This is a genomic window from Nitrosomonas limosa (assembly GCF_054188085.1).
On record NZ_CM135180.1, the window covers coordinates 2,290,631 to 2,311,072 of the forward strand.

At 50.9% G+C, this 20,442-nt stretch carries 22 protein-coding genes; 21 read left to right on the forward strand and 1 reads right to left on the reverse strand.

Annotated features, from left to right (window positions below):
* The first annotated feature begins 1 nt into the window (after window position 1).
* The 21 genes from murD to ACV7NC_RS10630 all read left to right on the forward strand — a co-directional run bounded on the left by murD (window position 2) and on the right by ACV7NC_RS10630 (window position 19,400).
* Complete coding sequence (murD, locus tag ACV7NC_RS10530) at window positions 2-1,417, forward strand: UDP-N-acetylmuramoyl-L-alanine--D-glutamate ligase (protein WP_458152531.1); 1,416 nt, start codon at window positions 2-4, stop codon at window positions 1,415-1,417.
* 3 nt (window positions 1,418-1,420) lie between these two features.
* Window positions 1,421-2,581 (forward strand): putative lipid II flippase FtsW, encoded by a 1,161-nt coding sequence (gene ftsW, locus ACV7NC_RS10535; protein WP_458152532.1) that lies wholly within the window; start codon window positions 1,421-1,423, stop codon window positions 2,579-2,581.
* Window positions 2,578-3,669 carry an undecaprenyldiphospho-muramoylpentapeptide beta-N-acetylglucosaminyltransferase gene (murG, locus tag ACV7NC_RS10540; RefSeq protein ID WP_458152533.1) on the forward strand — a complete coding sequence of 364 codons (1,092 nt, stop codon included), beginning with the start codon at window positions 2,578-2,580 and terminating at the stop codon, window positions 3,667-3,669. Before ftsW ends, murG begins: the two co-directional genes overlap by 4 nt.
* Window positions 3,659-5,080 (forward strand): UDP-N-acetylmuramate--L-alanine ligase, encoded by a 1,422-nt coding sequence (gene murC / locus ACV7NC_RS10545; RefSeq protein WP_458152534.1) that lies wholly within the window; start codon window positions 3,659-3,661, stop codon window positions 5,078-5,080. The genes murG and murC overlap by 11 nt, the downstream gene beginning before the upstream one ends.
* A 52-nt stretch (window positions 5,081-5,132) precedes the next feature.
* Window positions 5,133-6,086 (forward strand): UDP-N-acetylmuramate dehydrogenase, encoded by a 954-nt coding sequence (gene murB / locus ACV7NC_RS10550; protein WP_458152535.1) that lies wholly within the window; start codon window positions 5,133-5,135, stop codon window positions 6,084-6,086.
* Window positions 6,086-7,003 carry a D-alanine--D-alanine ligase gene (locus ACV7NC_RS10555; protein ID WP_458152536.1) on the forward strand — a complete coding sequence of 306 codons (918 nt, stop codon included), beginning with the start codon at window positions 6,086-6,088 and terminating at the stop codon, window positions 7,001-7,003. Before murB ends, ACV7NC_RS10555 begins: the two co-directional genes overlap by 1 nt.
* Entirely contained in the window at window positions 6,993-7,766 is a 774-nt protein-coding gene (locus tag ACV7NC_RS10560; RefSeq protein ID WP_458152537.1) for a cell division protein FtsQ/DivIB, read from the forward strand. Before ACV7NC_RS10555 ends, ACV7NC_RS10560 begins: the two co-directional genes overlap by 11 nt.
* 20 nt (window positions 7,767-7,786) lie before the next feature.
* A complete protein-coding gene (gene ftsA, locus ACV7NC_RS10565; protein WP_458152538.1) occupies window positions 7,787-9,025 on the forward strand; it encodes a cell division protein FtsA in 1,239 nt (412 codons plus the stop codon).
* Window positions 9,026-9,102: 77 nt separating this feature from the next.
* The gene (ftsZ, locus tag ACV7NC_RS10570; protein ID WP_458152539.1) at window positions 9,103-10,260 is read left to right on the forward strand and encodes a cell division protein FtsZ; all 1,158 of its coding nucleotides are present in this window, start codon (window positions 9,103-9,105) and stop codon (window positions 10,258-10,260) included.
* 234 nt (window positions 10,261-10,494) lie between these two features.
* The gene (locus ACV7NC_RS10575; protein WP_458152540.1) at window positions 10,495-10,785 is read left to right on the forward strand and encodes a ComEA family DNA-binding protein; all 291 of its coding nucleotides are present in this window, start codon (window positions 10,495-10,497) and stop codon (window positions 10,783-10,785) included.
* 128 nt (window positions 10,786-10,913) lie between these two features.
* Window positions 10,914-11,804, forward strand: a complete 891-nt coding sequence (gene cysM, locus ACV7NC_RS10580; RefSeq protein ID WP_458152541.1) for a cysteine synthase CysM — start codon at window positions 10,914-10,916, stop codon at window positions 11,802-11,804.
* A gap of 21 nt (window positions 11,805-11,825) precedes the next feature.
* Window positions 11,826-12,248: a tol-pal system-associated acyl-CoA thioesterase gene (gene ybgC / locus ACV7NC_RS10585; protein WP_458152542.1), complete on the forward strand. Its 423-nt coding sequence runs from the start codon at window positions 11,826-11,828 to the stop codon at window positions 12,246-12,248.
* A complete protein-coding gene (tolQ, locus tag ACV7NC_RS10590; RefSeq protein WP_458152543.1) occupies window positions 12,245-12,925 on the forward strand; it encodes a protein TolQ in 681 nt (226 codons plus the stop codon). The genes ybgC and tolQ overlap by 4 nt, the downstream gene beginning before the upstream one ends.
* An 18-nt stretch (window positions 12,926-12,943) precedes the next feature.
* On the forward strand, window positions 12,944-13,357 hold the full coding sequence (tolR, locus tag ACV7NC_RS10595; protein WP_307932815.1) for a protein TolR: 414 nt from the start codon (window positions 12,944-12,946) through the stop codon (window positions 13,355-13,357).
* A 10-nt stretch (window positions 13,358-13,367) separates the two neighbouring features.
* The gene (gene tolA, locus ACV7NC_RS10600; protein WP_458152544.1) at window positions 13,368-14,414 is read left to right on the forward strand and encodes a cell envelope integrity protein TolA; all 1,047 of its coding nucleotides are present in this window, start codon (window positions 13,368-13,370) and stop codon (window positions 14,412-14,414) included.
* 48 nt (window positions 14,415-14,462) lie between these two features.
* Window positions 14,463-15,761, forward strand: a complete 1,299-nt coding sequence (gene tolB, locus ACV7NC_RS10605) for a Tol-Pal system beta propeller repeat protein TolB (RefSeq protein WP_458152545.1) — start codon at window positions 14,463-14,465, stop codon at window positions 15,759-15,761.
* 27 nt (window positions 15,762-15,788) lie between these two features.
* Window positions 15,789-16,310, forward strand: a complete 522-nt coding sequence (gene pal / locus ACV7NC_RS10610; RefSeq protein WP_458152546.1) for a peptidoglycan-associated lipoprotein Pal — start codon at window positions 15,789-15,791, stop codon at window positions 16,308-16,310.
* Window positions 16,310-17,212 carry a tol-pal system protein YbgF gene (gene ybgF / locus ACV7NC_RS10615; protein WP_458152547.1) on the forward strand — a complete coding sequence of 301 codons (903 nt, stop codon included), beginning with the start codon at window positions 16,310-16,312 and terminating at the stop codon, window positions 17,210-17,212. The genes pal and ybgF overlap by 1 nt, the downstream gene beginning before the upstream one ends.
* Window positions 17,213-17,308: 96 nt before the next feature.
* The gene (gene queE, locus ACV7NC_RS10620; protein ID WP_458152548.1) at window positions 17,309-17,965 is read left to right on the forward strand and encodes a 7-carboxy-7-deazaguanine synthase QueE; all 657 of its coding nucleotides are present in this window, start codon (window positions 17,309-17,311) and stop codon (window positions 17,963-17,965) included.
* A complete protein-coding gene (gene queC / locus ACV7NC_RS10625) occupies window positions 17,962-18,636 on the forward strand; it encodes a 7-cyano-7-deazaguanine synthase QueC (RefSeq protein WP_458152549.1) in 675 nt (224 codons plus the stop codon). The genes queE and queC overlap by 4 nt, the downstream gene beginning before the upstream one ends.
* 50 nt (window positions 18,637-18,686) lie before the next feature.
* On the forward strand, window positions 18,687-19,400 hold the full coding sequence (locus ACV7NC_RS10630; RefSeq protein ID WP_458152550.1) for a DUF7453 family protein: 714 nt from the start codon (window positions 18,687-18,689) through the stop codon (window positions 19,398-19,400).
* Here ACV7NC_RS10630 and ACV7NC_RS10635 read toward each other — a convergent pair.
* Window positions 19,370-20,407 carry an IS630 family transposase gene (locus ACV7NC_RS10635; RefSeq protein WP_458151853.1) on the reverse strand — a complete coding sequence of 346 codons (1,038 nt, stop codon included), beginning with the start codon at window positions 20,405-20,407 and terminating at the stop codon, window positions 19,370-19,372. The two genes, ACV7NC_RS10630 and ACV7NC_RS10635, sit on opposite strands and share 31 nt — an antisense overlap.
* Window positions 20,408-20,442 lie beyond the last annotated feature (35 nt).

The following is a 20,442-nucleotide window of genomic DNA, read 5'->3' on the forward strand; positions in this document are numbered from 1 at the left end:
GATGAATGTAAGAGGTAAAAAAATCTTGGTGCTTGGAATGGGCGAAACTGGTTTATCCATGATGAAGTGGCTGATACGGCAAGGCGCGGACGTGCGCATTGCTGACAGCCGCCAGCAGCCTCCGGCATTGCAGGAAGTAAAGGAAAAATATCCGCAGGTGAAAACTTTTACCGGTAAATTCGACAATGCCATTTTGGAGGACATTGAAATGATCGCGATCAGCCCGGGTGTGCCGGTTGCGGATCCTTGCGTCCAGCAAGCGGTAAAACAAGGGTTGCCGGTAATTGGCGATATGGTGCTGTTCTCGTGGGCGCTGGAAGAACTGGATTTGCCGAAGCCGAAAGTGCTGGCTATAACCGGATCGAACGGGAAAACCACGGTGACCTCGATGGTGGGCGCGATGTTGAAAAAATCGGGCTGGAATGTCGAAGTGGCTGGCAATATTGGTCCTGCGGTTTTGGATGCGCTGTTGCACCGGATCGATGCCGGTGATTGGCCGGAAGCGTGGGTGCTGGAAGTTTCCAGCTTTCAATTGGAAACCACGCATAATCTGAATGCCGATGTAGCAGCCGTTCTGAATGTAAGCGAAGATCACCTGGATCGCTATGCCGATATGCAAGACTACACTGCTGCCAAAGCAAGGATTTTTCTGCACGAAGAAGAAGGTGTTGGCGTACAGATATTAAACCGTGACGACCCGGTAGTTAAGAGCATGGCGCTAGCGGGACGGAGGCACATCTCTTTCGGAGTGGATATTGCACCGACGCCATCGGATTTCGGCATGCAGCATAATGGCGATGATCTGTGGTTGATGGAAGGTGACCGGCTGCTGATGAAAACCAGCGAGCTCGTCGTCAATGGTTTGCACAATGCCACTAACGCGCTGGCTGCATTGGCAATCTGCCGCGCACTGGCGCTCCCGCTGGAACCATTATTAGCGGCTTTACGCGAATTCCGCGGCTTGCCGCACCGGATGGAAAAGGTTGCAGCATTCAATGGCGTGACTTTCTTTGATGATTCCAAGAGTACCAATGTAGGGGCAACGATCGCAGCCCTAAAAGGCATGAGAAAAAATGTCATTTTAATCGCCGGCGGGGATGGTAAAGGGCAGGATTTTTCGTTAATGCGCGATGCTGTGGCCAATAATGCCAGGGCGGTGGTGCTGATTGGCCGTGACGCAGGGATTATCGCCAATGAATTGAAAGATTGCGGGGTTCCGTTGCATTTTGCGGTTACGATGGAAGAAGCGATGCAGAAAAGCTTCTTATTGGCGCAAGCGGGTGATGTGGTGCTGCTTTCGCCTGCGTGCGCCAGTTTTGACATGTTCAGGAATTATATCCATCGGGCGGAAGTATTCGTAGCAGCAGTTAAGGATATTGAGAACAAATTTTTCAGTTTTGGACAAAAGAAGCATTAAGCAATGATTTATCAAGCTAACAGCCAAAAACCGAGAGTCATGAGTGATTTTGATCAGGCGCTGGTCTGGTCGGCACTGTTGCTGCTGAGTATTGGCTTGGTAATGATTTATTCTGCTTCGATTGCGATTGCAGAAGCGCAATTCGGAGCCGATCGCGCAGGACATTACCTGTTGCGGCATAGCGCATATCTCGGAGTCGGCCTGTTGCTGGGGGTGATCGCTTTCCAGGTGCCCATGCAGGTATGGCAAAAATATGTGACTTATTTGCTCATGATCTGTTTGTTGATGCTGGTGTTGGTGCTGATTCCGGGTATCGGTCATGAGGTGAATGGCAGTCAACGCTGGATATCGTTGTACGTGGTTAATATTCAACCATCGGAATACATGAAATTCTGCATGGTGTTGTATGCGGCGGATTACGTCAATCGCAAGGTGATCGACCTTAATTCTTTTTTCAAAGGCTTTTTGCCAATAACCGCGGTGTTATCGGTTGTCGGCGCTTTATTGCTGCTGGAGCCTGATTTCGGGGCATTCTTTGTAGTGACGGCGCTGGCTATGTCGATCCTGTTTCTCGGCGGTGTCAGTCTGAAAATCTTTATCAGCTTGATCAGTATCCTGGCGATTGGTCTCTACGAATTAATTTTGAGTTCACCATACCGGTTGAATCGGGTCATTGCGTTCATGGATCCGTGGGCGGATCCATACGGCAAAGGGTATCAATTGAGCCACGCGTTGATTGCGTTTGGCCGTGGTGAGTGGCTTGGTGTGGGCTTGGGCGGCAGCGTCGAGAAGTTATTCTACTTGCCGGAGGCGCACACCGATTTCTTGCTGTCGGTACTTGCCGAAGAACTCGGTTTTGTGGGTGTGGCTACGGTGATTGTGCTATTTATCTGGCTCATAACCCGCGCTTTTGTGATCGGGCGTCTGGCCGCCAAGTTGGGAAGTCCTTTTTCCGCACTGGTGGCGCAAGGGATCGGCATCTGGATCGGTGTGCAGGCACTGATCAATATGGGCGTCAATATGGGGGTTTTACCGACCAAAGGACTCACATTGCCTTTGCTAAGTTTCGGCGGCAGCAGTATTACAGCGATTTGCATCGCGCTGGCGGTTTTGCTGCGGATCGATTGGGAAAACAGGCAGCGCTTGCGGGGACTGAACGTATGAATACGCGCACTATCCTGATTATGGCGGGCGGAACCGGCGGGCACGTTTTTCCGGGTCTGGCGGTAGCCGACTATCTGCGGCAGGCCGGTTGGCATGTGGTGTGGTTGGGAACCGAAGCGGGAATGGAGTTAAAACTGGTGCCGCAAAGGGGTTATCAGACCGAGGTGATCAATTTTTCAGGATTACGCGGCAAGCGGTTGCTGACTTGGGCATTATTGCCGTGGCGTTTGCTCAGGGCATTTTTGCAGAGCCTGCGCATTATCCAGCGGGTTAAGCCCGATGTGGTGCTGGGAATGGGCGGTTATCCGGCATTCCCAGGTGGCATGATGTCATCATTGCTGAATAAACCGCTGGTGATCCATGAACAAAATTCGGTACCCGGATTAACCAATAAAATTCTGGCAAAGCTGGCAGAAAAAGTTTTTCTCGGATTCCCCGATGCTTTACAAACTGGAAAGGGCAACGCCGTGTGGTCAGGAAATCCGGTGCGCGCCGAGATTGCGCAGATAGATGCGCCGGAACATCGCTATCGGGAACGGCAAGGAAATTTGCACGTGCTGGTGATGGGTGGCAGTCTGGGGGCGCAAATCCTGAATGATACTGTTCCCCAAGCGCTCAAACTTATTCCGGAACATTTGCGCCCAATCGTTGTACATCAGACCGGCGCCGCTCATTGGGAAAAAGTTAAAAAAGTCTATGCCGATTTGCATCTGCAAGTGGATGTTGTGGCGTTCATTGAGGACATTGCCAAACGCTACGCCCTGTCGGATCTGGTAGTGTGCCGTGCAGGTGCGTTAACGGTTGCCGAATTAAGCGCCGCAGGGGTTGCCAGCATTCTGGTGCCGTATCCGCATGCGGTGGACGATCACCAAACCGCAAATGCGCGGTTTCTCTCCAGTCGAGGGGCTGCGGTGCTTTTGCCGCAAGCGGAGCTGGATGCTAAGAAATTGGCGGATTTGTTGATGAGCATCACACGGGAAAAACTGCTCGAGATGGCAAAGGCCGCACGCAGCCAGGCAAAACCTGAAGCTACTCAAGTTGTCGCGCAAGCATGTATCGAATTAAGCGGAGCCCTTCATGAAGCATAAAGTAAAACACATTCATTTTGTTGGTATTGGCGGCGCAGGCATGAGCGGGATCGCGGAGGTTTTTGTGAACCTGGGGTATCAAGTCAGCGGCTCGGATTTGATGAGTAACCAGGTGACGCAGCGCTTATCGAAGTTGGGCATTCAAGTGTTTATCGGTCATGCCAAAGAACAAATCGCCGGCGCCGATGTAGTGGTGGCATCGACTGCGGTCAAGCCGGATAATCCGGAAGTAATTGCAGCAAAAAGTAAAAATATCCCGGTCGTGCCGCGTGCGATGATGCTGGCTGAATTATTACGGTTACGCAGCGGAATCGCGATTGCCGGAACTCATGGAAAAACTACGACAACCAGCCTGATTGCCAGTATATTGGCGGCTGCTGATATGGATCCGACATTTGTCATCGGCGGGAAGCTGGAGGCCGCAGGTTGTCATGCCAAGCTGGGCAGTGGCGAATTCATAGTGGTCGAAGCCGATGAATCCGATGCATCGTTTTTGTATTTGCAGCCGGTTCTGGCTGTTGTGACCAATATCGATGCGGATCACATGGAAACCTACGGGCACGATTTCAACCGGCTGAAGCAGACTTTTGTGGATTTCGTCCAGCATTTGCCCTTTTACGGAATGGCGGTGATCTGCGTGGACGATGCCAATATCCGCGAAGTGATGCCATCGATTACCAAACCGATTACCACGTATGGGCTTTCCGAAACTGCGCAGGTCCGTGCGATCAATATTTCACATCACCATCATCAAATGAAATTTACCGCAGTGATCGGTGTCAACGGTTCGGCTCGCCATGTGGATATCACGCTCAATTTGCCCGGTCTTCACAACATTCAGAATGCACTGGCGGCGATCGCGGTTGCCAACGAGATCTGCGTGCCGGATGCTGCGATCGTCAAAGCGCTGGCGGAATTCAGAGGCGTAGAACGGCGGTTTCAGCAATTCGGGGACATCCGCTTGTCCGTGCATAAAAGTTTTTCCTTGGTCGATGATTACGGTCATCACCCGGCAGAAATGGATGCGACCATTCTAGCGGCGCGCGGCGCATTTCCAGGCAGGCGGTTGGTGGTGGTTTTTCAGCCCCATCGTTACACCCGGACGCGCGATGTTTTTGAAGATTTTACGCGGGTATTGTCGCAAGCTGATCTTTTGTTGTTGACCGAGGTGTATCCGGCGGGTGAAGAACCGATCATCGCAGCAGATAGTAAATCACTGGCGCGAGCTATCCGGGTGCATGGCAAAGTAGAGCCGATTTACATCGAAGAAGTCGATAAGCTGGCGCATGCGGTACTCGGCGTAGTGCAGGACGGCGATGTGGTATTGGTGATGGGAGCCGGTTCGGTGGCGCGAGTGGCGCCGCAAATCGCGCAAATGGGTAGTAAGCTGACAGTTGTGAATGGATATTAAAACAGGGGCTTGATGGGAAATGACCGCATTGTTGCTCGATTCGAGGCCAATTATGGCGCCAATGGACCGAATGACCGGTGAAGCTGGGGCGGTTCAATTGCGTGGCGAGATGCGCTTCAGTGAACCGATGCGTGATCATGTCACCTGGCGTGCGGGTGGCGTTGCCGATCAGTATTACATTCCGGCGGATCTGGACGATTTTGCCAATGCTCTGCGGGCGTTTCCGTATCAAGCGGTTTATGTGATCGGCTTGGGAAGCAACTTGCTGATCAGGGATGGTGGTTTGCGCGGTATTGTGATTGCTTTACATGCGCGATTGAACGATCTGCAGTTGATCGAAAGAAATGAATCCAGCGGACTGGTTTATGCGGGCGCCGGCGTAGCTTGCGCGAAGGTTGCGCGGTATGCTGCCAAGCTTGATTTGACGGGCGCCGAATTCTTGGCCGGAATCCCAGGAACAATTGGCGGTGCTTTGGCGATGAACGCCGGATGCTATGGATCTGAAACCTGGGAATTTATTGAGCGGGTGAAGGTGATCAATCGTAGCGGTGACATCTTTGCGCGTCAGGCGGCGGAGTATGCGATCGGTTATCGCAGCGTGAAACTGCAGCAACAGTCCACAAAAGACCCGGCAGAATGGTTTGTCGGCGGGTTTTTCAGATTGGCTCTGGGTAATCAGGAGGAATCCCGGCAAAAAATTAAGCAATTGCTGTCGCAACGCGTGACCAGTCAGCCATTGAATCAACCGAATGCCGGTTCGGTTTTTCGTAATCCGCCGGGCGATTTTGCCGCACGATTGATAGAAGCCTGCGGCTTAAAGGGATGCCACTTGGGAGGAGCCATGGTGTCACCGAAGCATGCCAATTTTATCGTCAATACCGGCAATGCTAACGCAGCGGATATCGAGGCCTTGATCATGATGGTGCAACGCAGGGTGAAAAAAGCAATGGCCATCGACTTGATTCCGGAAGTAAGAATCGTCGGTGAGCCGAGGAGGTTGGCATAGTGACAATCGATCACTTCGGCAAAGTTGCGGTGTTGTTGGGCGGCCGATCTGCGGAACGGGAGATATCGTTGCAAAGCGGAGAAGCGGTACTGGCTGCGTTGCGACGCAGCGGGGTGGATGCGTATCCGTTCGATCCAGCCGATCAGGGATTGGAAATGTTGATGCAGCAAGGTTTTAAACGGGCTTTCATTACGCTGCACGGACGTTTTGGCGAAGATGGAACGGTGCAGGGCGTGCTTGAATGGATCAGATTGCCGTATACCGGTAGCGGCGTGATGGCGAGTGCTTTGGCGATGGATAAATGGCGCACTAAATTGATCTGGCAAGCCGCCGGGATTCTCTCCCCGCGATATGCCCTGCTGCAGGCCGATAGCGATTTTGCTGCGGTTGCAGAAGCACTGGGGCTACCGCTAATTGTCAAGCCGGCACGCGAAGGATCCACGATAGGCTTGAGTAAAGTGTTCGACAGCAAGGATTTGGAAGCTGCCTATCATTTGGCGGCAGAACACGATTCTTTGGTACTGGCAGAAGAGTTTATTGCCGGTCAGGAATTGACTGTGGCGGTGTTGGGAGATGTGCCCTTGCCGGTCGTCAGAATCGAGATAGCCGGGGATCTTTACGATTATGAAGCGAAGTATTTCTCAAACGAAACTAAATATTTTTGCCCCAGCGGCTTACCGTCTGATGTGGAAGAAGAAATACAAAGGCAAGCACTGCACGCCTACCAGGTATTGGGTTGTCAGGGCTGGGGCAGGGTTGATTTGATTTTAACGCCATCGGGCCAGTTTTACTTTCTCGAGGCTAATACATCGCCCGGGATGACCAGTCATAGTTTGGTGCCGATGGCTGCTAAGGCTGCTGGAATCTCCTTTGAGGAATTGGTAGTAAAAATATTGGAACTGGCGCATGTGGAATAATCCTTACGCATTGGATTTATTATCAAAGCTTTTGATCGGCATGGTTGTGATCGCGGTGTTGTACGCCGTCAGCCTGCAGTTGATCAGGCCGCCATTTTTCCCAATTAAGGAAATTAATATCAAGGTTGTTCGCGGTGAAGCAAAAAATTTGGCTTTACAGAGTGTTACCAATGAACAAATTGAGCAGCTCGTGAAAAATGAGATTGATGGAAATTTTATTTCGGTAAATTTAACCGCTGTGCGCGAAGCTTTTGTAAAATTACCATGGGTGAGAGAAGCTAAAGTTAATAGGGAATGGCCACACGGATTGAATGTGACGTTGGAAGAACATCGCGCGTTTGCGTATTGGGGAAGCCAGGCCCTGGTGAATACTTATGGTGAGGTGTTCCGAGTGAGCGCTGATATGGATCTGCCGGTTTTTACAGGTCCCAATGAAGCAAGTGCGCAGGAGGTTACGCGGCAATATCAGCGCTTTAATCAAATATTAGCGCCATTGCAGCAAAAAATTGCCGAGCTGAGCCTTACACCTCGCTACGCTTGGCGCATTCAATTAGATACCGGAACAATCTTGGAGCTGGGCCGGAATGAAACTGAGGAACGATTGACCCGCTATGTTTCAGTATTCAATCACAGTATCGCTTGGTTAAATCAACAAGGGCCATTGGCCTATGTCGATTTGCGTTATCCAAACGGTTTTGCGATTCGTATGCCTGATACGACACCGCACGTACCTCGTAAATCCGATACGAGGAGAGAGACGTGAGACCAGGGAGATGGGACTAGATGAATAAGGCTAGAGAAAATAGGAATTTGATTGTTGGGCTGGATATCGGCACATCAAAAATTGTCGCCATTGTCGCGGAAGTCATACCGGAAGGCGGTTTTGAAGTGATCGGTTTGGGCAGCCATCCGTCACGCGGATTAAAAAAGGGCGTGGTAGCCAATATTGAAACCACCGTGAATGCCATTCAGCGCGCGCTGGAAGAAGCGGAATTGATGGCGGATTGCAAAATACAGGAGGTGTATACCGGGATAGCCGGCAGTCATATCAGAGGATTTAACTCCAATGGCATGGTGCCTATCAAAGACAAGGAAGTCACCGAGAAAGACGTAGAACGGGTGATGGAAGCGGCGAAGGCCGTGAATATACCTGCCGACCAGCAAATATTGCACGTGCTGAATCAGGAATTCATCATCGATGGCCAAGAAGATGTGCGCGAACCGGTAGGAATGAGCGGCATCCGCTTGGAAGTGAAAGTGCATATTGTCACCGGTGCTGTTTCTGCGGCGCAAAACATCGTTAAATGCGTTCATCGTTGCGGCCTGGAAGTGCGCGATTTGATCCTGCAACCGCTCGCGTCCGCGATGGCGGTGTTATCCGATGATGAAAAGGATTTGGGCGTTTGCTTGGTGGATATCGGTGGCGGCACGACCGATATCGCGGTATTTACACATGGCGCCATAAGGCATACGGCGGTGATTCCAATCGCCGGCGATCAGATTACCAATGACATTGCGATGGCGTTACGCACCCCTACAAAAAGTGCTGAAGATATCAAATGCCGCTATGGCTGTGCGCTCAGGAGTCTCGCCGATACGCACGAGATGGTCGAAGTTCCGGATGTCGGTAACCGCGGATCCCGCCAGCTCTCAAAACAAACATTGGCGGAAGTCATCGAACCCCGGGCGGAAGAGCTGTATTGCATGGTGCAAGCTGAATTGCGCCGCAGCGGATTTGAAGAGCTGCTATCTTCCGGGATCGTGATTACCGGAGGATCCGCTTCGTTACGCGGTATGGTGGAATTGGGCGAAGAGATCTTTCATATGCCGGTAAGGTTGGGTTTGCCCAATTATCACGGCAACCTGAAGGAGGTGATCCACACCCCGCGTTATTCAACAGGAATCGGGCTAATTTTAGCGGGAATCGAACAGTTGCAGCATCAACATGGTTCAAGATTGCAAGGAGGCTCTGCGAAGCAGATTTTTTCCAGGATGAAAGGGTGGTTCCAAAGGAATTTTTAGAGGGAAAGTTACGGGTATTAACGGGTAGGGTTTGTAATCAAGCGGCTTTAATTTCAATGTACTAAAGGAGAAACAATATGTTCGAAATCATGAATAACGAAACTCAAGAAGCAGTCATCAAGGTTGTCGGCGTTGGTGGATGCGGCAGCAATGCTGTGGATCATATGATTCAGAACGGCATGCAAGGCGTTGAGTTTATCAGCATGAATACTGATGCCCAAGCATTGAAAAGTAATAAAGCGCCAACGGTACTGCAATTAGGTACAGGCATTACCAAAGGGTTGGGTGCGGGAGCCAACCCGGAAATTGGACGCGAAGCCGCGTTGGAAGATCGTGATCGTATAGCTGAATTGATTCAAGGCGCTGATATGCTTTTCATTACCGCCGGTATGGGTGGTGGCACTGGCACCGGAGCCGCGCCGGTTGTTGCGCAAGTAGCCAGGGAAATGGGCATATTGACCGTTGCCGTTGTGAGCAAGCCGTTTGCATTTGAAGGAAAACGCTTGATAGCCGCCAAGGCAGGCATGGAAGCGCTGGCGCAACATGTCGATTCGTTGATTGTGATTCCTAACGACAAGCTGATGATGGTATTAGGCAATGATATTTCGATGCTCGACGCTTTCAAAGCGGCCAACGATGTGCTGTATGGCGCGGTAGCGGGTATTGCGGAAGTGATTAATTGTCCTGGCTTGGTGAATGTGGATTTTGCCGATGTTAAAACGGTGATGTCTGAGATGGGCATGGCCATGATGGGTTCTGCGGTTGCAGTGGGCGTGGATCGTGCGCGTGTTGCAGCGGAGCGTGCGGTTTCAAGCCCATTGCTGGAAGACATATCCTTGACCGGTGCACGCGGAATCTTAGTAAATATCACCGCGAGCCAGTCACTCAAAATGCGCGAAGTTCATGAAGTGATGAACACCATTAAAGATCTCTCCGCCGAAGATGCAACGATTATTGTCGGTACGGTTATCGATGAGGAGATGGCTGATAATCTGCGCGTAACTCTGGTAGCTACGGGACTGGGCAGCGTTGCAAGCCAGAGCCAAGGTCAAAGTTCTCCATTGACGGTTGTACATACGCGCACTGGAACCGATGACCGGGATTCAATTTTCTCCGCGGAAGAGCCGGCGGTCATGAGAACGGGCCGGAGAAGTAATGCCACCATCGCAGCGATGCGTCAGTCAGGTGTTGATCCAATGGATATTCCAGCTTTTTTAAGAAGACAAGCTGATTAATTAGAATGGATGGGATGTTTTAACCCTGCTAAGAATATTTGGCAGGGTTCGTGCAGTATATATATCTATCTGAATTTAAAAGTTGTTGAGGTGAGTTGCTAAATTAATTTCTGCGGCATCCGTTATCACCCCGACTTGCGTTCATATAAACTTGGGCGTAAGTATTTTTTAACAAACAAAAACTGAAGGGCGTAATTCCGTTCATCAGTATTTGTTTTTGATAAAGGAGATGCCATGAAGAAATTATTAATTTTTGTAACTCTGCTATTCCTGTTCTCTGGTACAGCGTTCGCAGCGGTCAATCTTAATACGGCTACGCAAGCGGAACTGGAAACCTTGCAAGGGATCGGTCCTGCTAAAGCAAAAGCAATTGTTGAGTACCGTGAGAAAAATGGCGCTTTTACTTCGGTAGAAGATTTAGCCAAGGTTGCTGGTGTGGGACCTGGCATTATCAAGCAAATACGCGATGCGGTAACGGTTACAGTTACAACGGAACAAAGCGCAGAGGCTCCTGAGAAGAAGTAGCGGTTTAGATATCACAAATCAAAAACCCCCTCTGGCAATGTTCAGAGGGGGTTTTTTATTGGGGTAAAAAAATGGAGCACTGTAGTGATCCGGAAAAGTTTCTTAAATATTAGCGAGCCCTGACACACATGCATAAAACGATTGAGAATTTTGTTGGAAATACCCCTTTAGTCAGGCTGAAACATCTTCCTGGATCAACCAGTAATGTAGTGCTTGCGAAGCTTGAAGGAAACAATCCCGCCGGTTCGGTGAAAGACAGACCGGCATTGTCGATGGTCTTACATGCGCAGCAACGTGGTGAAATACGACCGGGCGATACCTTAATCGAAGCGACCAGTGGGAATACCGGCATTGCATTGGCAATGGTAGCGGCAATGATGGGTTATCGGATGGTGCTTGTCATGCCGGAAAATCTTAGTATCGAGAGACGGCAATCGATGAGTGCCTATGGCGCCAAGATCATTTTGACGCCAAAGTCCGGGGGGATGGAGCAAGCCCGCGATGTCGCGGAAAAAATGCGCGATGAAGGACAAGGATATATTCTTGATCAATTTGCCAATCCGGATAATCCGCTGGCGCATTATCAAGGCACGGCCCCTGAAATTTGGCGGGATACCAGTGGCACGATTACGCATTTCGTAAGCAGTATGGGAACGACAGGCACCATCATGGGGTGCTCCAGGTTTTTCAAAGAACAATCAAAGCAAGTGAAGGTGATCGGCGTGCAACCGGAAGAAGGCGCGCAGATTCCGGGAATTCGGAAATGGTCTCCGGCGTATTTGCCGAAAATTTTCGATGCGTCTCGTGTGGATGAAATGATTTATGTATCGCAACCGGAAGCGGAGGAAATGACGCGACGTCTGGCACGGGAAGAAGGGATTTTTGCAGGTATATCATCAGGCGGGGCGCTGACTGCCGCTCTAAGATTATCCGCACAAGTGGAAAATGCAGTCATTGTTTTTATTGTCTGCGATCGCGGCGATCGCTATTTGTCCACCAATGTTTTTGCATCGGAGTAAATCAGCCGGATAAATGCGTTTATGGATAAAGCGGCCGCTAAAATTGATTTTTCATTTCCGGTGCGGGTTTATTACCAAGATACCGATGCGGGTGGGGTTGTTTACCATACCTGCTATCTGAATTTCATGGAACGCGCGCGGTATGAATGGCTGCGGGCGCTTGGGTTTAATGTTAATTCGTTGACTGCGGTACACAAGGCATTATTCATGGTGCGGTCGATTGACGTTGTGTATTTTAAGCCGGCGGTGCTGGATGATTTGTTGAATGTGACAGTGACGGCGAATGAAATAGGTAGAAGTCGTATTACGTTATTACAAGAAATAATTTGCAATCATGTCAAGTTAGTGAGTGCCACAATACATGTGGTATGTGTCGGCGCGGAAACGCTCAAGCCCGTGAGCATTCCTGCGCCATTACGTGAAAAAATTAGGAATTCCGCATGAGTACAACCGTTACGCAAGATATGTCATTTCTGCATCTGATCACTAGCGCCAGTCTGTTGGTACAACTGGTGATGCTGATTTTAGTAATGATTTCGTTTTTTTCATGGTGGTATATTTTCAGAAAATTATTCGTCATCCGCAGTGAAATAAAGAAGACCGATGATTTTGAAGATATTTTCTGGCGAGGTGTCGATCTGAACGCGTTTCATCAACGCATCACCAGTTCGCGCTATCAGTCAGGTTGTTTAGAGCGCATTTTCGCAGCCGGTTTCGCAGAGTTTACCAAGCACCCGAGCGGTTCCGATCTGGATGCGGTCATGGAAAGCACGCGCAGAGCCATGCGTGCGACCTACCAGCGTGAGATGGATTATCTGGAATCGCATTTATCGTTTCTCGCCACGGTGGGATCCGTAAGCCCCTACATTGGTTTGTTAGGCACCGTATGGGGAATCATGAATTCATTCCGCAGCTTGTCGAGCGTGACGCAAGCAACGATCGCGCATGTCGCTCCCGGTATTGCCGAAGCTTTGATCGCCACTGCCATGGGGCTGTTTGCCGCGATCCCGGCGGTGGTTGCCTATAATCGTTATGCCAGCAGCACTGACCAATTGGCGACCCGGTTTGAAAGTTTCATGGAAGAGCTATCCAATGTATTGCAACGGCGTGCCGCCGAATAACCGGATTGAGAGTGGATTATGACACGTCGAGCCAAGCATAGATTGATGAATGAAATCAATGTAGTTCCGTACATTGACGTGATGCTGGTGTTATTGATTATTTTCATGGTGACTGCGCCCATGATCAATCATGGCCAAATTGAGTTGCCGCAGATCGGGAAATCGCTAGCGACACCGGCAGCGCCGCTGGAAGTCATCATCAAGGCGGATGGCAGTCTCACGTTACGTGACCGGGCCGTATCCGCTACTGAACAGCCAGTCGACCGGGTGCAGTTGATCAACGCGATTAAACAAAAACAAGCGCAAAATGCCGATCAGCCGGTTGTAATTGCTGCAGATAAAAACGTACGCTACGAAGAAGTCATTAAAGTGATGGATATTCTGCAACAAAATCAGGTGTCGAAAGTGGGATTACTGGCACAACAAAAATAATGAATTTGTAATGAATGTGAGTGTGCAAAGGAATACCCCTCATGCAGAACCCAAATCGCTAACGGCAGGTGTGCTGGCAGGGCTGGTTCATTTATTGTTTGTCGCATTGTTGGTTTTTGGGTTGCATTGGAAAGACCATCCGCCTGAAGGCATGATGGTCGAGATTTGGACGGAATTGCCTAAACCGGTACCAGAACCGGTGAAAACACAACCACCGCCCAAACAACCGGAGCCGCAGCCAACGCCACCGAAACCAGAACCACCAAAGCCAGAACCACCAAAGCCGGAACCTCCTAAGCCTGAGCCCCCTAAACCGGAACCGCCGAAACCGGAGCCGGCTAAAGCGGAGCCGCCCAAGCCTGCGCCGCAGAAAGCTGCCGCGACGCCACCGGTGAAAAAACCGGATATTGCGATGAAGGAAAAGCCGGACCCGGAAGAACAGAAGAAAAAAGAGCAAGAAAAGCTCAAAGAGCAGGAGCGCTTAAAAGAAATCGAGAAACAGAAAGAACTCGAGAAAAAGAAAGAGTTAGATAAGCAGAAAGAACTGGAAAAACAAAAAGAACTGGCGCGACAAAAAGAGCTGGAGAAACAAAAGGAAATAGAGAAACAGCGGGAACTCGAGAAGCAAAAGGAAGCCGCGCGGCAAAAAGAGTTGCAACTCCAGAAAGAAAGAGAACAGGCTGCGCAACGTCAACGTGAGCAGGCAGCCAAAGCGCAGCGGGAAGCCGAAGCGCAACGCGCCGCGCAGCAAGCTGCCGCCAGAAATCAGGTGACGAATGAGATCTCAAAATATAAGGCCATGATTCTTGCCAAGATCAAGAGCAGAATCGTCATGCCGCCCGACTTGCCGGGCAATCCTGTCGTTGAGTTCAACGTGACTTTACTGCCGGGGGGAGATATTTTGGACGTGCGGCTTAGCAAGAGCAGCGGACATGCAGTTTTCGACAGCGCGGTGGAGCGTGCCATTCATCTGTCCAAACCGCTGCCGATCCCGCCCGACCCGGCGTTATTTAATGAATTCCGCAATCTGAATATTACGGTGCATTATCGTGAATGATTGTTATAATCCATTGGTAATTTTTGCATTATTAATTAGTTAATCACTATGTCAAATCTTTGCTCCCAATCACATCGCGTCATCTGGATCGTTTTTTTCTGGTTATTTTCACTGCCGTCTTTCGCGCAACTGAACATCGAAATTTTCGGTGGCGGGGCTTCACGGATTCCGGTCGCGATTGTGCCTTTCGCCGATGAAAATGCGCTGCCGCAAAACCTTACGCCGGTGATTAGCGCCGACTTGCAGCGCACCGGCCTGTTCCGGTTGATCGATCCAGCCGGATCGTCGCCTCATGCGCCGGTCGAAGTGGTGTATTCCGATTGGGCCGATCGTGGCGCCAACGCGCTGGTTATCGGGCGGGTAACGCAACTGTCTGCCGGTCAAGTGGAAATTCAGTTCCGTGTGATGGATGTTGCCAAGAAGTCTCAACTGACCGGCCTGGCGCTTACCGTGCCGACCACGCAATTGCGCGCGGCGGCGCATCGTATCGCGGATGTCATTTATGAAGCGCTAACCGGTGATGTCGGGGTATTCAGCACCCGCATTGCGTATGTGTTGAAGCGCGGTGAGCGGTACGCATTGCAGGTTGCCGATTCGGATGGTTATAACGCGCAATCGATCATTGAATACACGGAACCCATCATTTCTCCGGCCTGGTCGCCGGATGGTAGCCAGTTGGCGTATGTCTCGTTTGAAAACAAAAAGCCGGTCGTCTATGTGCAGAAACTGGCGACACGGGAACGCAGAGCGGTCGCCAGCTTTAAAGGCAGTAACAGCGCACCGGCGTGGTCGCCGGATGGCAAAAAGCTGGCTGTGGTGCTGACTAATCAAGGCGGTTCGCAAATCTTTCTGGTCAATGTGGACGGCAGCGGTCTGCAGCGGTTGAGCAGAAGTTCCGGAATCGATACCGAGCCGAATTTCTCGCCGGATGGACGGTACATTTTATTCACATCCGATCGCGGCGGCAGTCCGCAAGTTTATCGCATGGCGGTGGGGAGTTCGGAGTCCGGCAATGCCGAACGGATGACGTTTGAAGGCAGTTACAATGTCAGTCCGGACTATAGCCAGGATGGCAAAAGCTTTACGTTTATTCACCGGCATAACAATCAATTTAATGTAGCGGTTCAGGAGATTGGTTCCCGTCAAGTTCAGATATTGACCAACTCCCGGTTTGATGAATCGCCAAGCTTTGCGCCGAACGGCAAGATGATTCTGTATGCGACCGAGATAAACGGGCATGGTATATTATCGGCGGTTTCCAGAGACGGACAAACCAGGCAGCATCTCACTGTCCAAACGGGCGATATCCGCGAACCGGCTTGGGGTCCTCTACCGAAGTGGAAGTAATGTTTTATTAATCAATAGGAGAATTAAATGAAAAAAATATTGGGAATTACACTGATTGTGCTGTTAGCAGGATGTGCCAGCCAAACAACGCAGCCGGATGAAGAATTAAACGCGGGTTCCGGGTATGGTGACGGGATGGGCGGTAGCGATTTGATGGGATCGGGATCCGGTAGACCCGGCTATTTCAGCCAACTGAATGATCCCAACAGCATTTTGTATCAACGCAGTGTTTACTATGACTATGACAGCTATACCGTCAAAAGTGAATACCGCGAACTGGTGCTGTCGCACGCCAGATTCCTGCGCGACAATCCCGATGCCAGCGTCATTCTGCAGGGTAATACCGACGACCGTGGCAGCCGCGAATACAATCTGGCACTCGGTCAACGCCGTGCCGACAGCGTCAGAAACATGATGACATTAGCGGGTGCGCGGGATTCCCAAATCGAAGCCGTCAGCCTTGGAGAAGAAAAACCGCGTGCGCTCGGTCATGGCGAATCGGCATGGAGTCAGAACCGCCGCACCGATATTCTGTATCGGGGTGAATAATGCTGATACGCGCTTTCCTTCTTGTAATGTTGTTGAGCAGCCATGCCGCTTATGCATCGCTGTTCGGCGACAACGAAGCGCGCGAGCAGATCAATGCGCTACGTAAACAGGTCAGTGAGATGGAAGCGCGTATAGCCAAGATGGAGCAGGCACTAAACAGCCAAGCTTTGCTTGAACTTTACGCGCAAGTTGAAACGCTCAATCAGGAATTGGGCAAGCTCAACGGCCAGATCGAAATGCTCAGTAACGACAATGCCTTGCTGCAGAAACGCCAACGCGATTTTTATATCGATTTGGACAATCGGTTGCGCCAGATTGAGCAACCATCGGGGAAACCGCGCTCATCGTTAACGGATCAGCCGGGAATTCAGGGCGAAAGCCATGCTGCAATTGCACCATCGGCGCAGGAGCAAGCAGCGGCATCGACAGCAAATGCCGCTGCTGCTGAACCGACACATGAGGAAATCGAGTCATCAGCGGCTGCCGGTGCAACCAGTGCCTCGGCGAAAGAATTGCTGCCTAGCGGTCCTGCGGAGAACAGCGTCTATCAGGCTGCTCTTGATCGATTCAATGGTGGTGAATATGTGGATGCCATCGCGCAATTCGAAAACTTTCTGCAGAGTTACCCGCAATCAAATTTAGCGCCGGCTGCTGCGTACTGGATCGGCAACGCGCATTACGCGTTGCGCGATTATCAGCTAGCGATTGCCGCGCAGCAGAAACTGATTGCGCAGTATCCGGGGAGCAACAAGGTGCCGGATGCCTTGCTGAATATCGCCACCAGCCAAAATCAAATGGGCGATAGCAAGGCAAGCCGGCAAACCCTGGAAAAGATCCTGGCAAAATACCCTAATAGCGAAGCCGGCAAGAAAGCCAAACAACGCCTGGCCAATCTCAAGTAACGCCGCACGTAATCAGCCGCAGCAGTCAATTGCTGTAGCCGTCACAACGTAGTACAGTCCGCTTTTTCTTTTTCCTTTGGTTAATAGCTCAACATCATGCAAGCGCTAGAGACGACAACCTTGCGCATCACTGAGATTTTCTTTTCGTTACAAGGCGAAACCAGCCGGGTGGGGCTGCCGACGGTATTTGTACGCCTGACCGGTTGTCCATTGCGCTGCGGGTATTGTGATACCGCGTATGCTTTTACCGGTGGCAAAACCCTATCGATCGCGGAGATTCTGGAACAAGTAGCGCACTATCAAACCCGGTATGTGACCGTGACCGGCGGCGAGCCGTTGGCGCAGAAAGCTTGTCTGCTGCTGTTGACAGCATTGTGCGATACGCATTACTCGGTATCGCTTGAAACCAGCGGCGCGCTGGATTTATCCCAAGTAGACGCGCGAGTATCGAAGATCATGGATATCAAAACACCCGGCTCGGGAGAAGTGTCCAAAAATAACTGGAACAACCTTGAATATTTGACGCCGCAAGATGAGGTCAAGTTTGTGCTATGCGACGAAGCCGATTACCGCTGGGCTGGCGATGTGATTCAAGACAAGCAATTAGCGCAACGATGCCCGGTGCTATTGTCGCCGGTGCATGGCCATCTGAATCCGGCAACGTTGGCCGAGTGGATTTTGCGCGATCAACTGCCGGTGCGGATGCAGTTGCAACTGCATAAATTGCTCTGGGGCGAAGGGCCGGGGCGATGAAGCAAGCAGTGGTATTGTTATCCGGAGGCTTGGATTCCGCAACCTCGCTGGCGATTGCGCGCGATCATGGTTTTCAGTGTTACGCATTGAGTGTCGATTACGGCCAACGGCATCGCTCAGAGCTGGAGGCTGCAAAAAAAGTCGCACAATCTATGGGTGCGGTTGCGCACAAAATTATTAAACTGGATCTCTCCGCTTTTGGCGGATCGGCGCTGACCGATCAAGCAATTGAAATTCCCATAGCCGGAGAGAAAACCGAAATTCCAGTGACTTATGTGCCGGCCAGGAACACGATCATGCTGTCGCTGGCGCTGGCTTGGGCGGAAACGCTGCAATGCCAGGATATTTTTGTGGGCGTGAACGCGGTCGATTATTCCGGCTATCCCGATTGCCGCCCGGAGTACATTGCAGCGTTCGAGCAGATGGCGAATCTGGCGACCAAGGCGAGCGTTGAAGGCAAGAAACTGACGATTCATGCGCCGCTGATGCATTTATCGAAAAAAGACATCATTCAAACGGGATTGCGATTGGGTGTCGATTTCAGTCTGACCGTTTCGTGCTATCAGGCGGATGAAGCGGGGCGCGCTTGCGGTGTGTGCGATTCCTGCCGGATTCGCAAAGCAGGGTTTGCGGCGGTGGGAAAGATCGATCCAGCGAGTTATTATGCGTAAGTATTTTTTAGAATGAATTTTATTTGTTATCACTAAATCTGAGGGAGCTTATGAAGTTAAGAAGTTTTATAAAAATAATGGGATTGGCGAGTTTCTTACTTGTTGCACCAGTTGATGCTGACATTAAGCTGGTTGCTAAAGTTGATCAAACTGCAGCGGGTTTTCCATCGCATTATAGTTATAAGGATTTGAAAGAGCCGGTCATTGGACCATCCGGTCATGTCGCTTTTGCAGGGTTAGCTTTTGATGGAAGAACTTATACAAAGGCGGTTTGGGCAGGATTGCCGGGGGAGCTGGAGGCGATTATCAAGGAAAATGACACGATTGCGGGGTTTCCCGGGAACGTGTTTTTTAGCGATGTGGTGCCGCCTAGAACATTTTTAATAAGTCGCTCAGGAGCGGTTGCCTTTTTAGCAACATTGAAGGGAGCGATTACCCGCAATACCGCATTGGTTTACCGCAACGGTGTTACGCAAGGAATTTTAAAGGCAACCGATCAAGCACCTGGTTTTCCGCCAGGAACAGTCGTTGGTGAAGTTACCCCGCTTGCCATTTCAGACGCAGGACTTGTATTGGGCGGCATGACTACTGGCGGGGGTGCGTTATGGCTCTGGGATTTTGAAAAAATTGAACGTATCTCCGCAACGATAGGCGAGTGTAGTTATTCTTCTGTTGCTTCTTTTGCTCCTGACTTACTAAGTATTATTGATCCGGCCAGATTAAGTTTGAAGTTTCAAGCGGCATATTTGACCCTCGGATCTTGAAAGAAGCTTTTGACCCGTTCGGGTGATTGTTCAAGTTTAACCATGTGTTCGGTGGCAGCGAGTTTGAGTTTGGCCTTGGTGCGCACCGGCACTTTCGTCCCGATGGCATGCTTGAGGTCGGCATTGAGGCGTTCCTCCGGATTCAGTTCCGGGCTATAGCTGGGCAGGTAGAACAGCTCGATTTTGTCTTGTCGTTCAGCGACCCATGCCTTGACCTGTTTGCTGTGATGAACCCGCAGATTGTCGAGAATCAAGAATACCTTCTTCCCGGCATCCTTGATCAGCGCTTCGAGGAATTCGATCAGCCTGTCGGCGTTGAAGGCCTCGTCGATGATCATCCAGCGTGTTTTGCCCTGATTCGTCACTGCGGCAATCATCGATAGCTTCTGTCGCGCACCACCAGTCGCGTAGGTGACTGGCGTCTTGCCTGCCGGAGCATAGCAACGACCGCGCACATCGGTATTGACCAAGGCAGTTTCATCGCCCCAGTGAATCTCGCCGCCTTCCGCCTTGGCGCGCTTCTCAATTTCCGGGTATTGCTCGTTGAGCCAGGCTTGTACGGCTTCAGGCCGCTGCTCATAGGCCTTCTTGATCGGCTTCTGGGGAGTGAAACCCCAACGTGACAGATAGTTGCCTACGCCGCGCACCGACAGCTTGATGCTGTACTCCCGCTCTATCAGTTGCATGACCGCCGCCCGATTCCACAGCGCAAATTCCATCTTCAGTTGCTCCGGACGCTTGTCACAAATGATCTTGCGGATGGCTTGTTCCTGTTCCTCTGTCAGTGCCCGCCCTTGACCAGCACGCTTGCCTCGCATCCCTGGCTTCAGGGCGGAAAATCCGCCTTCTTCATACCGATCTATCGCAAACCGAACTGTCGGATACGAAAGCCCACTGAGCTCAACAATTTGCATCACGCCGTAGCCCTTGCGATGCAACCGCACCACTTGCTTGCGCCGTTCATGCAGTTGCTCCAGCGTCGAATATCTTGCGTCGTCTTTTTCCATTTCAACAAGATGGGGGGCGATTCATAAATTTCAAG